The organism is Lysobacter sp. A378, from assembly GCF_054052125.1.
The window spans coordinates 43,782-55,904 of record NZ_JBSVRK010000004.1 but is presented as its reverse complement, the minus strand read 5'-3'; the positions used below and the strand labels follow the sequence as shown (position 1 = coordinate 55,904).

At 65.8% G+C, this 12,123-nt stretch carries 9 protein-coding genes and 1 riboswitch; of the genes, 5 read left to right on the top strand and 4 right to left on the bottom strand.

The window, feature by feature from the left end; genetic code table 11:
- Positions 1–7: 7 nt before the first annotated feature.
- Positions 8–955, bottom strand: a complete 948-nt coding sequence (locus ACW7G1_RS13075) for a peptidoglycan DD-metalloendopeptidase family protein (RefSeq protein ID WP_456980201.1) — start codon at positions 953–955, stop codon at positions 8–10.
- Positions 952–2,073, bottom strand: a complete 1,122-nt coding sequence (locus ACW7G1_RS13070; protein ID WP_456980200.1) for a phytase — start codon at positions 2,071–2,073, stop codon at positions 952–954. The genes ACW7G1_RS13075 and ACW7G1_RS13070 overlap by 4 nt, the downstream gene beginning before the upstream one ends.
- A 152-nt stretch (positions 2,074–2,225) precedes the next feature.
- A riboswitch (SAM riboswitch) is annotated at positions 2,226–2,350 on the top strand.
- 65 nt (positions 2,351–2,415) lie between these two features.
- Between ACW7G1_RS13070 and metX the strand changes: the two genes are divergently transcribed.
- The 3 genes from metX to ACW7G1_RS13055 are packed head-to-tail and all read left to right on the top strand — an operon-like array spanning position 2,416 to position 5,869.
- Entirely contained in the window at positions 2,416–3,486 is a 1,071-nt protein-coding gene (gene metX / locus ACW7G1_RS13065) for a homoserine O-succinyltransferase MetX (RefSeq protein WP_456980199.1), read from the top strand.
- Positions 3,483–4,721, top strand: a complete 1,239-nt coding sequence (gene metB, locus ACW7G1_RS13060) for a cystathionine gamma-synthase (RefSeq protein ID WP_456980198.1) — start codon at positions 3,483–3,485, stop codon at positions 4,719–4,721. The genes metX and metB overlap by 4 nt, the downstream gene beginning before the upstream one ends.
- Positions 4,718–5,869, top strand: coding sequence for a homoserine dehydrogenase (locus tag ACW7G1_RS13055; protein WP_456980197.1), 1,152 nt, complete (start codon positions 4,718–4,720; stop codon positions 5,867–5,869). The genes metB and ACW7G1_RS13055 overlap by 4 nt, the downstream gene beginning before the upstream one ends.
- A gap of 25 nt (positions 5,870–5,894) precedes the next feature.
- Here the strand turns inward: ACW7G1_RS13055 and ACW7G1_RS13050 are convergent, their stop codons facing one another.
- On the bottom strand, positions 5,895–7,046 hold the full coding sequence (locus tag ACW7G1_RS13050; RefSeq protein ID WP_456980196.1) for a phytase: 1,152 nt from the start codon (positions 7,044–7,046) through the stop codon (positions 5,895–5,897).
- A gap of 154 nt (positions 7,047–7,200) precedes the next feature.
- Between ACW7G1_RS13050 and ACW7G1_RS13045 the strand changes: the two genes are divergently transcribed.
- A complete protein-coding gene (locus ACW7G1_RS13045; RefSeq protein ID WP_456980195.1) occupies positions 7,201–9,558 on the top strand; it encodes a TonB-dependent receptor plug domain-containing protein in 2,358 nt (785 codons plus the stop codon).
- A gap of 158 nt (positions 9,559–9,716) precedes the next feature.
- Positions 9,717–10,424 (top strand): response regulator transcription factor, encoded by a 708-nt coding sequence (locus ACW7G1_RS13040; RefSeq protein ID WP_456980194.1) that lies wholly within the window; start codon positions 9,717–9,719, stop codon positions 10,422–10,424.
- Here ACW7G1_RS13040 and ACW7G1_RS13035 read toward each other — a convergent pair.
- Positions 10,400–11,779 carry a sensor histidine kinase gene (locus ACW7G1_RS13035; protein ID WP_456980193.1) on the bottom strand — a complete coding sequence of 460 codons (1,380 nt, stop codon included), beginning with the start codon at positions 11,777–11,779 and terminating at the stop codon, positions 10,400–10,402. The two genes, ACW7G1_RS13040 and ACW7G1_RS13035, sit on opposite strands and share 25 nt — an antisense overlap.
- Positions 11,780–12,123 lie beyond the last annotated feature (344 nt).

The window sequence follows — 12,123 nt, the reverse complement described above, 5'->3', positions numbered from 1 at the left end:
ATCGCGGTCACCCTCCGGCGACGTCGCTGCTCAACGCAGCGGCGGGACGCGATGGTTCAATCTCGACGCCCTGCATGCGAAATGGCAGTGAGACCAGCCGCATGCCACGGTTCACCTGCACGACGAAGTGCAGGTGTGGACCGGTGGTGAAGCCGGTGTTTCCCGACAGGCCGATTTGCTGGCCGGCGGTGACGCGTTGGCCGGCTTGGACCAGCACCCCATCGACCTGCAGGTGGGCGTACAGGCTCATCGCGCCGTCGTCGTGCAGCAGCCGGATGAAATTGGCGCGGCCGGCGTAGGCATCCCGGTCCAGGCTGGTGCGTTCGAAGCCCTCTTCCAGTTGCATCACCACGCCGCCACGTGCTGCCAGTACCGGTGTCCCGACCGGTACCGCGAAGTCGACCGCATAGCGATTTTCCGGGTCGTCGTGGCTGAAGGTTCCGCCATAGCCCTGGTCGATTTCCGCGGTGTCGCGCGCCACCGGCAGCAGGTAGGTGGTATCGCCAGGTGCCGCGCTCGGGTTGCCCGGCAGGCTGTCCATGCGCAGGTCGAAGTCCACCGGCTGGCCAGGATCGGTTGCTCGCAGTACCGACACCACGGTGCTGCCGCCGGTGTGAACCGTCGCTCGCGCCGGTAGTGCGGGATCGCTGGTGGTGTTGCGGTGGTGCCGGTAATGCAGCATCACCTCGATCGGACCGCTCAGCTGGTTGTCGGCCCAGACGTAGTACTCGCTGCCGCGTGCCTCGATCCGCAGCCGGGCGATCGCCGTGGGTTCGACGAACGCCGGAATCCTGCCGCTCTCCACCGGGGGAGCGGTGTCCCGGAGCTGGCGGTCGCCGTAATGGTTGACGCCGTTGGCATCGGTCCAGCGGTACAGGGTGCCGGCGAGCGCGATCGGAACGATGCCCATCAACGCGATCGCCAGGCCCGGAACCAGTCGCCGGGAGCGCGTCATCGGGCGCCAGTGCAATCCGCGGAAAGGCCAAGGGCATTGGCGATATCCACCAGATCGAATGTGGCCACCGCTTGATCGTCATGTACGGCGACCAGCACGCCATCAGGAAATGCCGGCGTGCTGGCGGCGTGCAAGGCGATGCCGTCGGTACCGGAGGTCAACTGGCCCTGGAAGCTGCCCACCGGACGCAGATTGTTGTGTTCGAACAGGTGGAAGCTCGTCAATGGGTCGTGTTGGTCGACCGCAACCCAGTAACCGGCGCCATTGCGGCACTGCCACAAGGCAATGCCCTCGGCATCGGCCGCGAACGTGCCCGATGGCAGGCTGACGCCGGTGTAGCGGCCGTCGAGGGTGTACTCGCGCAAGGTGGACATGCGGCGACTTTGGTTGCCGGAGGGATACGGGGCTGCGCCGGCTGCGGCAGCGCCATGCTCGTCGGCAATCAGCAGACGGTCGTGGGCGGCATCGCCGGCGATCGACTCGACCACCTGCAACGCCCCGGGCTCCGTGGTCTCGCCAAACGACCCGAGGTAATTAATCTGCAATTCACCGGTTGCATCGGTGTGCGCGTGGAAGCGGCGTACGCGCTGGTCGAGCTCGGGCAGCGGCGGCACGATGTCGTAACGCTCGCCGTACATGAAGCTGTCGGTGACGTAGATATCCATCTCGCCCGGTGCGGTGTCGTTGATCCACAGGCCGTAGGGGCTGCGCAGCACGTCCTCGCCGAAGCTTGCGAGGGGCTGCAGCCCCGGCAGGTCGAACACCTGCAGTCGGTGGTTGTCGCGTTCCACGACAAACAGGCGGTCGCCATGCACGGCCACGCCGTTGGGCCGGTTGAATTGTCCGGAGTTCTTGCCCTTGCCGCCGATGGTGCGCAACAAGGCGCCGCTGTCGACATCGAACACCATCAGCTCGTGGGTGGATTTGGCGCTGGCGATCAACCAGGTGCTGCCGTCGTGTGCGTGCCAGGTCGCCAGCGAATCCAGCTCGGCTTCCGGATACGGCTCGGAGATGTAGCGCTCTGCGACGGTGTGAAGCCCGGTTGTCGGGACGGAGACCGTGGCGCACGCGCTTAGCAGGAGCGCGGTGCAGGCGATGGCAAGCAGGCGACGGATCATGCGGCGGTATCTTCAATGAGGCGGGCGGCGATGGGGCGGCAGTGTAGTGGTTTGTCGGCAGCGCCGAGATCTCAGTAGCTGGAAGATCTTATCAATCGCTCAATCCGGATAAAGCGATTGACACTTCGAAAATACGCTGGCAGACTCTTTCGCATCCATCGAGACCGGCAGAGGGACAGGCCCTTTGAAGCCGGGGCAACCTAGCGCAGCGCAAGCGGCGCGAAGGTGCCAATTCCTGCGGTAACCGGTCCTCTGGCCGGTCACCGGAAGATGGTTGTCCGGCTCGCCCTCGGGGTGGACCGGCCATCCTGCTCGATGGCTCCCGCCACTCCGGAAGCCGCCATGAGCCTGCAACTTGCCCCGTCTGCCACCCCGTTTGCCATCCCGTCGTCCCTGAACGTCTCAGCCGATACCGCTGCGGCTGGCCATGCCCGACGTGGCGAGATCCGGGTCGAGCTTGATTTTCGCCATGCCGGCCGGCGCGCGCTGGTGGTGCGCTATGAGTGGATCGGAGATCCCGGGTTGCCGGTGGTGCTGGTGGCCGGTGGCATCTCCGCCGACCGTCACGTCGCTGCCAGTGCGGCCTTCGGCGATGCCGGCTGGTGGGACGCGCAGTGCGGTTCAGGCCGTGCGCTGGATCCCGGGCAACACGCCGTTTTGTCACTCGACTGGGTCGGCAGCGACGGTGCGCTGGACGCACCGATCGATCCGGCCGACCAGGCCGATGCGATTGCCGCGCTACTGGATGGCTTGGGCGTGGAGCGGCTGGCCGCCTTCATCGGCTGCTCGTACGGCGCCATGGTCGGCCTGCAGTTCGCCGCCTTGTACCCGAGCCGGCTGCACCGGCTGGTGGCGATCAGCGGCTGCCATCGTTCCCATCCCTATGCCAGCGCGTGGCGCGCGTTGCAGCGACGTGCGGTCACGCTGGGTGCGTTGCAATGCGACGATACCCACGGGCTGGTCCTGGCGCGCCAGTTGGCGATCCTGAGTTACCGCACGCCGGAGGAGTTCGACGGCCGTTTCGGCGCCGCCAAGGTGGTCAATGGCCAGGTGCGCGTGGCAGCCGAGGACTATCTGGAGCACTGCGGAAACCACTACGCCAACCGCACCGCCGCGACCGCATTCGTGCGTTTGTCCGAGTCGATCGACCTGCAGGCGCTGTCACCGGAAACGGTGCGGGTGCCGGTGACCGTGGTCGCGGTGGCCGAGGACCGGTTGGTGCCGGTGGCCGACGCTTATGAGCTGGTCGAACGCCTGCGTGGCGAGACCCGCCTGCAGGTGTTGAAATCGCTGTACGGCCACGATGCCTTCCTCAAGGAACCCGAAGCGATCGACCGCATCCTGCGCGAGGCGTTGCTGGATGTCGCCGATGCACAGGCATCCGTCGAAGCCGACGCGCGGGCATCGGCATGAGCCTGCATTCGCTGGACTGTCGTCAAGGTCATCGTTCCACCACCGCGGTGCGTGCCGGCATCGACCGCGACCTCGCGTTTGGTGCGGTGACACCGCCGTTGGTGTTGTCGTCCAATTTCAGTTTTGCCGGCTTCAACGACAAGCGCACCTACGACTACACCCGCAGTGGCAACCCGACCCGCGATCTGCTCGGCGAGGCACTGGCCGAGCTGGAGGGTGGCGCAGGCGGTGTGATCACCGCGACCGGCATGGCCGCGATCACCCTGGTGCTGAACGCATTGCTCAAGCCAGGTGACCGGCTGGTGGTACCGCACGATGCCTATGGCGGCAGCTGGCGCTTGTTCGATGCGCTGGCCACCAAGGGTGCGTTCCAGTTGATCACGGTCGACCTGACCGATGCGCGCGCGCTGAGCGAGGCATTGGCGCAAAGCCCGGCATTGGTATGGATCGAAACGCCATCCAATCCGTTGCTGCGCATCACCGACCTGCGCTTCGTGATCGAGGCCTCGCATGCGGCCGGCGCGCGGGTGGTGGTTGACAACACCTTCCTGTCACCCGCGTTGCAGCAGCCCATCTCGTTTGGCGCCGACGTGGTGGTGCATTCGACCACCAAGTACATCAACGGCCACAGCGACGTGGTGGGCGGGGCGGTGATCGCCAAAGATGCCGAGGTGCACCAGACATTGGCGTGGTGGGCCAATTGCCTGGGTATCACCGGGTCGCCGTTCGACAGTTTCCTGACCTTGCGCGGCCTGCGCACGCTGGATGCGCGCCTGCGCGTGCATCAGGAAAATACCCTCGCCCTGGTCGAGTTGCTGGATGCGCACCCGGCCGTGCGCGTGGTGCATTACCCGGGGTTGGAGAGCCATCCGGGCCATGCCGTTGCCGCGCGCCAGCAAAGCGGATTCGGCGCGATGCTGAGTGTCGAGCTGGAACATGGTGAGACGGAGCATGGCGAGCTGGATGCAGAAACAGCGGTACGCGCATTCCTGGATGGGCTGGAGTACTTCACCCTGGCCGAGTCATTGGGCGGCGTGGAAAGCCTGGTTGCGCACGCGGCGACGATGACCCATGCGGCCATGTCGGCCGAAGCGCGGACGAAAGCGGGCATCGGTGACGGGCTGCTGCGGTTGTCGGTCGGCATCGAGCATGTCGATGACCTGGTCGCCGACATCACCGCCGCGTTGGAGCGCGTGCAGGCGACGCGCGTCGACAACAAACGCGTGGCGAAATGAGCGCCGCGGCGGCGGTGCTCGCGCGGTCACCGGAGGCTGTCGCGGCCTACCGACCGGGACCCGCGCGGCTGGCGTTGCTCGGCACCGGCAATGTCGGCAGCGCCGTGCTGGCCCGGCTGTCGGGTTGGGCCGGCACGCCGCTGGGTGATCGCGTGTCGCTGGTTGTGGTGGCCAACTCACGCATGGGGTTGCATGACGACGGGGGGCTTTGTCCCTGTCCCGATGGATCATTCGGCGCTGCGGCCGTGCAGTCACCGCACACGCCTGCGTCCATGGCGAATGCGTTTGATCTCGACCACGTCGCGCCCGGTCTGGGTAACAGCGGCCCGCGCATCCTGGTTGACGCCACTGCCAGCGAAGCGGTGGCAGAGCGCCATGCCGAATGGCTTACCCGCGGCATCCACGTAGTCACCGCCTGCAAGCTCGGCCAGGGCGGCTCGTTGTCACGCTGGCGCAGGATTCGCACGGCTGCCGCGCACGGTGGTGCCTGCTACGGCGATAGCGCCACGGTGGGCGCGGGCTTGCCGCTACTGCGTTCGATCCGCGAGCTCCAAGCCGGCGGTGACCGTATTCATGCGATCGCCGGGGTGCTGTCGGGTTCGTTGGCATGGCTGTTCAATCATTACGACGGCGAGCGTCCGTTTTCCGGCTTCGTCCGCCAGGCACGACAGGCGGGTTACACCGAGCCCGACCCGCGCGAGGACCTGTCGGGTGACGACGTACGGCGCAAGATCCTGATCCTTGCCCGCAGCGCCGGGGTAGCGCTGGACAGCAATGAGGTGGAGGTCGAGTCGCTGGTGCCTGCAGCGCTTGCCGCGCTGCCCCGCGACCAGGTCGATGCGGCATTGCCCGCACTCGATGCCGCGTTGCGTGAGCGATTCGCTGCCGCACGCAAGGACGGGCGCAAACTGCGTTTCATCGCGCGCCTGGAACATATCCAGAATGGTCGGGGCGAGGCGCGCGTCAGCCTGGAGTCGTTGCCCGAGGATCATCCGCTGGCCGCCGGCACCGGCACCGACAACAAGGTCGCGATCTGGTCCGACCGTTACCGCGAACAGCCGTTGGTAATCCAGGGCCCCGGCGCCGGGGCCGAAGTCACCGCCGCCGCCTTGTTGGACGACGTACTGCGGATCGCGGCCAGCGCGTGACCGGCGCCGGTCGCCGCCGTGCAACTCACTGCGTGCAGCCGGCCTTGAGCTCTAGTGCACGGGCGATATCGCGCCAGTCAAACGCGCCCACGCCCTGGTCGTCGTTGACCGCATAGAACACCCCGGCAGGAAAGCGCGTGGTCGGTGCCTGCTGCAGCCACACGCCATCGGTGTTGGCCACGGTGTTGCCGGCAAACGCGCCCAGGTGCGCCAGGCTGATACGGTCGAACACATGGAACACGCTGCGGTCGGCGAACTGATCGGTGGCGATCCAGTAACCGCTGCCGTCGTCGCATTGCCACAGTGCGATGCCCTCGGCCTGGGCCTGGAACACGTCGCCGCCGATGTTGCGGCCACGGAACCTGCCGTCCAGCCCGTACTCGCGCAACAGGGTGCCGCCGGCCTGGTCCTCTTCCGAAATCAGCAGGCGGTCGTGCGCCGGGTCGCCCACCAGCGACTCGGTGATCCGGATCGCACCCGCGGCGGTGGTGTCGCCGAACATGCCGGCCAGTCGCGCCTGTACCCGGCCATCGGCCAGCGCCGCGGTATCGAGGCGGTAGCGCTTGATCCGCTCGTCCAGCTCGTCCAGTGGCGGCGGCAGGTCCTCGTTGGTTGGCGACATGTAGTTGTCGCTGACCAGCACTTCGATACCGCCGTCAGCCAGGCGGTTGACCCAAAGGCCGTAAGGTTGGCGCAGTTGCTGCTGGCCGAACGCACCCAGCGGCTCGAAACCGGGCAGCGCCAGCACCTGCACGCGGCGGTTGTCGCGCTCGACCACGAACAGCAGAGCCTGCCCCGCCCCAGATGCGGCGTCGTCAAGTACGGCGATGCCGTTGGGCCGGCGAAACTCCCCCAACGCCGCGCCTTCGCCGCCGATATCGCGGACATGCGCGCCGCTGTCGCCGTCGTATACGGCAAGGCGGTGGGTGTCCTTGGCGGTCGCGATCAACCAGGTCTTGCCAGCGTCGTCGGTCCAGCTGGCCGGCGAGTCGATGTTCTCGGCCGGGGTGTTGGCGGTGAGGAAGGCTTCGGCGACCGTGGTGTAGCCGGTGGTGGGTGCAAGGATGTCGTCGCCCTCGTCGGGCTCGCGTTCGCTGCCGCCGGGCACGCTGGCGCAGGCGGCCAGAAGCAGGGTCGAGGCGAGGACGGCGGCGAGCGGGGAGTAACGCAGTTGCATCGGGAAGCTCCGGTAAATGCGGGCGTCGAAATCGCGCGCGCTGGCGGAGGTTTGTATCGCGCCAATGCGTCACGGCGATGACAACCCGCTCGTCATATCGGTGCCATGAAGGGGCCGTAGAACTTACGGTTTCAACCGGCGCAGGCACCCCTGAATGCAGCAGTCTCCCCTTACGGTTGCGCTCTCGCGCGGCATCGCGGTCATGGCGATGGCGGCCGCAAGTGGTGCGTTCGCTCAGGCTGTCCCCGTTGCCGTCCCGGTTGCAGCCATGGCGCCGGCATCCACGCCGGCTGGCGACGCAATCAAGGAACTCGACGCCGTGGTGGTGCAGGGCGAGATCACCTACCGCAACCGCACCCCGGACATCGCGCCGGTGCTGAGTTACGACCTGGAGTACTTCCAGCGCTTCGAGCCGTCCACGGTTGGCGACATGCTCAAGCGCGTGCCCAGCGCGGTGTTCGTCTCCGACGTGCTCGAGTACGACGGCGTGCAGTTGCGCGGACTGGATCCGGGTTACACCCAGATACTGGTCAACGGCAAGAAGGTGCCGGGCGCCGGCGACGACCGCTCGTTCTGGGTCGACCGCATCCCCGCGGAGATGGTCGAGCGCGTGGAGATCCTGCGCAGCAACAGCGCCAACCGCTCCGGCGACGCCGTGGCCGGAGCGATCAACATCGTGCTGCGCGACGCCTACGAGTTCGACGGCAGCTACATCCGTGTCGGCGCGATGCGCTACGACGACGGCGAGATCCAGCCGACCTTTGGCGCGGTGACCTCCGGCGAAGCGCTCGGCGGCCGCCTGCTGGTCGGCATCAACGTCCAGGACCGCTACAACCCGAAGATCAAGCGCAGTGACCGCTACGACAATCCCCAGGACCGCGGGCTGGTCTCGTGGGAAGACCAGACCGACACCCGCGACGGGCAGGACTATTCGGGCAACGTCTCCTACACCGCCGACCTCGGAGAAACCGGCCGCCTGTCGATCGACGGTTTCTACGTCAAGACCGACCGCGAACAGGTCGAGGTCTCGCACGAGGTCGAGTTCGATGGCGATGAAACCATCGTCGCCGACGTCCCCGGGCTGGGCCTCAACGACCAGGAGAACTGGGGTGTCGGACTCGAATACCGGTTCGACATGGCCGGCGGCACGACCGAATTCGACGTCGACCATGCCCGCTTCGAGGACGGCAGCGTCGAAACCGAGGAGTCGCACGCCTACGTCGATGGCGAATGGGACGAGTCCGAAGGCGAGCGGCTGGACATCGACGCCAGCGACACCGAAACCAGCTTCAAGATCGCGCACAAGCGCCCGGTCGGCGCGACCGAGATGGAGTTCGGTGTCGATTACCGCGCCAAGGAGCGCGACATCAACCACAGCTACTACGAGTTCGCCGCCGAAGCGGAAGGCGACCCCGTCGTGTACGGGCCCGATACGGTCATCGGCAGCCTGATCGAGGAAACCCGCGTCGACCCGTACCTGATGTTCTCCGGCGATGCCGGTGCACTGGCATGGGAGGCCGGCCTGCGCTACGAGGACACCCGTTCGGACATCGAATCCAGCCAGGACGGAGAGTCGGTGCGCGTCTCCAGGGACTACGGCGAGCTGTTGCCGTCACTGCACCTGAAGTGGGACATCGGCGAGGCCAACCGTATCAGCTTCTCAGCCGCGCGCAGCCTGCGTCGCCCGAACTTCAACCACGTCATCCCCGCGCTGCTGAGCGAGGAGTACGGCGATAACGACTTCCTCGGCAATCCCGAGCTGGAACCGGAAGCAGCTACCGGCTTCGACCTCGGGTTCGAGCGCCGCCTGGGCAAGCGCGGCGTGGTCGGCGTGAACCTGTTCTACCGCGACATCACCGACCTGATCGAACTGGTCAACACCGGCGAGCCGAACGAGACGGCCTTTGATGACTGGGCCGATGACATCGAGGGGTATATGGACGACAACGGTGTTGGCGAGGCAGAGGCCACCGCCGCCGTGCCGTTCGAGCCCAACAGCTTCGTCTACACCATGGCGAATGTCGGCGACGGCAAGGTCTGGGGCGTCGAACTCGACCTGTCCACGCCGCTGACTGCATTCGGCATGCCCGACACCGGCGTGTTCATGAACTACTCGTGGCTCGACAGCGAGGTCGAGGATTTCCTCGGCGAGCGCCGCTTCAACAACCAGGCCGAGAACGTCTACAACGTCGGTTTCATCCAGGACCTGCCGTCGTGGGCCGCCTCGTTCGGCGCCAGCTATCGCAAGCAGGGCGACGCTTACAGCCGCGTACTCGCAGAGGAGGTTCTGACCACCTATGACGGCGACCTGGAGCTGTTCGTCGAGAAGCGCTTCGGCGACAGCATCTCGGTGCGACTGAGCGGCACCAACCTGCTGGATGCTGACAAGACCGAGGTCTTCGACAAATTCGACAACCTGGCCGACCAGATCGATCGCGATCACGACGAGTACGAGATCGAGGCCGAACACGCGGGTCCACGCTACCAGTTGGTCATGCGTTACGCGTTCTAGGTCGCGCACCGGTCCGGGAGCGCGAGCGCGCCGGCCCGGACCGCTTGTTCCATTTTTTCGTGCTCGCGTTGGTGGAACCGGGATCCACGCATTCATCGACCGCGCCCATTCGCTACTATCGGCAGAGGTTTTGGTTCCGATAGCTGGTGATTGTCCCGATGACCCTGATGACCCCGGATACCAGTGGATTGCACATCGCGCTGCTGGAAGATGACGAGATGCTCCGCGAGCGGATCCTGTTGCCCGGGCTGGCCAATTTCGGATTCGCGGTGCATGGCCTGGCGACGGCGGCCAGCTTGCGCGAACAGATGCAATCGACCGTCTTCGACATCGTCGTGCTTGACGTCGGCCTGCCCGATGCCGATGGCTTCAGCCTTGCCGGTGAGATCCGCGTCGGGCACCCGGACATCGGCATCGTGATGCTCACCGGTCGTGGCGACACCCCCGACCGTGTCCGCGGCCTGAGTCAGGGGGCGGATGCCTATCTGTCCAAGCCCGTCGAGATCGAACTGATGGCCGCCACCCTGCACAGCCTGGCGCGCCGCTTGCGGGGCACGGCGGTGGCTATGGACAAGCGTTGGTGCTTGGGCGCCAACGGCTGGTGCCTGGTCTCGCCCGCGGGGCGCTCGGTGGCGCTTACCCGCGCGGAGCGTCGCGTGGCGGAGCGCCTGCTGGTCGCGCCGGGGCAACTGGTCACCCGCGATGCATTGATTGCGGTGCTGACCGAAAACGTCCACGACTTCGATCCGCACCGACTGGATTCACTGATCCATCGCTTGCGCCGCAAGGTGGTCGACGGCTGCGGCGCAGCCCTGCCGCTGATTGCGGTACATGGCGAAGGTTACGTGCTGAACGACGGGGCCTGATCCGCCCGGTGTCCTTCATGGGCCACCAGCGGCAGCCGGATGCGGAATACAGAGCCTTCGCCGACCACGCTGGCGACATCGATCTCTCCGCCGGCCACCTTCACCAGGTCACGGATCACCGCCAACCCAAGGCCGGTCCCGTCCGCGGCGGCCTTGGTGCTGAAGAATGGTTCGAAAATGCGCTGGCGGACATGCTCGTCCATGCCGTGGCCATTGTCGGCAAGCGTGATCTCGACGGTGTCGTGGGTCAGTCGTGCCGCGCGGACGTGGAAGTGGCCGCCATCGGGCATCGCGTCGCGGGCATTGGCCGCGATGTTGAGGACCATCAGTTCGAACTCGCTGCGGTCCAGTCGGACCGGCGCCGGTTCCGGGCAGGCATGCAGGTCGAAGCGCACCGACGGCGGAAACAGTTGTCGCAGCATCGGCCGCAACTCCGCCAGGGCCTGGCCTGCATTGAATACCTCGATCTTGAGCACGTCGGCGCGGCTGAAGTTGAGTAGCTTGCGGGTGATCGCTGTTCCGCGATGTGCTGCAATCTCGACGCCTTCGAGCGCACCGTCGAGTGCGGCGGCTTGTTCGGCGGCGCGGCCACCATCGCGCAGCGCATGGCGCTGGCGGGCGAAGCCGAGGATCACGTCGAGGATATTGTTGAAGTCATGGGCGACGCCGCTGGCGAGGCGACCGCTGACCTCCATCTTCTGCGAGTGGATCAGCTGCGATTGCGCGCGCTCGCGTTCGGCCATCTCGCGTTGCAGTTCGCGGCCACGCGAATTGGATTTGGCGAGGCTTTCGCGCAATGCATTGATCGAGCGATCGAGGACGATCGTGACGAGTGTGTAACTGATCAGGACCGCGGGGAGGTCGCGTAATGCCAGGCCTACCGGAATGCCGGCTTCGGTGGCGATCCTCACGTTGGTGGCGAAGCCGGTCGCGAATGCAGCCATCAACAAGCCCCAGACGATCCACAAGGCGCGCCGCCCCAGCACCAGGCCACTGATGGCCAAGGTCAGCATCGTGGGCGCCGGATCGATCAGCTGCGGCATCACGCCGACCATGGAAAAGGTGATCTCCAGCGAAATAAGCTGCGGTGCGAGGAACAGCATGATCGCCAGCCTGAACCGGCCATGCCGGATCAGGGCGATGCTGACCAAGGCCAGAGCGGCGATCAGCATGTCAACCGTGAAGACGATCGTCGACGTCCTGGAAATTTCACCAGTCGCGATACGCCACGCCCAGTTTGCGGGCAACAGCAATCCATAGAACAGCAGCAGCAGTTGCATGACCGGCGCGTTGCGACGGTCCACTTCGTCGGTCACCGGTACGTCGCGTAGCCAGTTGAGAACGCCATTCCACATTTCGATGCTCGTGCCTCGTTGATGCACAGAGGCGTCCATGCGGTTCGACCCGTTGAAAACCCCCGTTTTGCGTGCCCGCCTCATTGCCTGGAAGCGTCTGGTGGGCCGCGGTGAGATTTCCGTGAGTATTAAGTGAGAAAGCGAGCGTGACAAGGTCGACGCTGCCCTATTAGGTTCGCAAGTGGCCCGAGGTTGTCATTAGCTGACGTAGTTGGTCAAAAACCAGCGCTCAGACCGAAGTCCAAACCCCGCTGGGTGGGTGGACTCACACGTTGCAATCGGTCAATCCGGCGTGCCTGAACGGGGACGGGAAAGCCAGTTGCGCTTAGAACTGAACACGGGAG

Coding starts and splice junctions, on each gene's coding strand:
- ACW7G1_RS13050 (WP_456980196.1), bottom strand. CDS start 7,046: ATGCAACTGCGTTACTCCCCGCTCGCCGCCGTCCTCGCCTCGACCCTG.
- ACW7G1_RS13045 (WP_456980195.1), top strand. CDS start 7,201: ATGCAGCAGTCTCCCCTTACGGTTGCGCTCTCGCGCGGCATCGCGGTC.
- ACW7G1_RS13075 (WP_456980201.1), bottom strand. CDS start 955: ATGACGCGCTCCCGGCGACTGGTTCCGGGCCTGGCGATCGCGTTGATG.
- metB (WP_456980198.1), top strand. CDS start 3,483: ATGAGCCTGCATTCGCTGGACTGTCGTCAAGGTCATCGTTCCACCACC.
- ACW7G1_RS13055 (WP_456980197.1), top strand. CDS start 4,718: ATGAGCGCCGCGGCGGCGGTGCTCGCGCGGTCACCGGAGGCTGTCGCG.
- ACW7G1_RS13035 (WP_456980193.1), bottom strand. CDS start 11,779: ATGTGGAATGGCGTTCTCAACTGGCTACGCGACGTACCGGTGACCGAC.
- ACW7G1_RS13040 (WP_456980194.1), top strand. CDS start 9,717: ATGACCCTGATGACCCCGGATACCAGTGGATTGCACATCGCGCTGCTG.
- ACW7G1_RS13070 (WP_456980200.1), bottom strand. CDS start 2,073: ATGATCCGTCGCCTGCTTGCCATCGCCTGCACCGCGCTCCTGCTAAGC.
- metX (WP_456980199.1), top strand. CDS start 2,416: ATGAGCCTGCAACTTGCCCCGTCTGCCACCCCGTTTGCCATCCCGTCG.